The sequence below is a fragment of the Chromohalobacter sp. HP20-39 genome, assembly GCF_033052815.1.
Classification (GTDB): domain Bacteria; phylum Pseudomonadota; class Gammaproteobacteria; order Pseudomonadales; family Halomonadaceae; genus Chromohalobacter.
The window spans coordinates 1-365 of record NZ_JAWHTP010000289.1 but is presented as its reverse complement, the minus strand read 5'-3'; the positions used below and the strand labels follow the sequence as shown (position 1 = coordinate 365).

Sequence of the window (365 nt, the reverse complement as noted above, 5' to 3'; positions counted from 1 at the left end):
CCTCATCTCCGTAGCGTTGGAGAAATCGGCCTACACAAACCCGCCGACACCCCCCACAAGCACCAATCCAACCGTCAATCCTAGCGCGCTGATCTTGAATGTCTTGTGCGCCAATCCCGCGACAAGCGTCCAGATCACGACGCCGAGTGCCAGCACACTTGCGGCAAGCACGGCGAAATCCGACACCCCAGTCCTGGCTATTGCCACCAAGCGTCAGGATCACCCTGCAGGTCAAAGCTGCAAGGGGAAAGACCGTGACACCTCGAACGAAGTCTCGCTTTTGCACCGCGTCAGCGCCAATCGGCGCGCCCTCTCGATTTTCTCTTGTGGCCATGCATGCTCCCGTCAATTGAAGAGCTGAGGGA

The 365-nt window shown here is 58.6% G+C and carries 1 protein-coding gene; it reads left to right on the top strand.

Translation table 11 applies throughout. The features are described from left to right. On the top strand, positions 1 to 361 hold a 361-nt coding region (locus tag RVY79_RS18030; protein ID WP_317465893.1), incomplete at its 5' end, for a hypothetical protein. Positions 362 to 365: the final 4 nt, after the last annotated feature.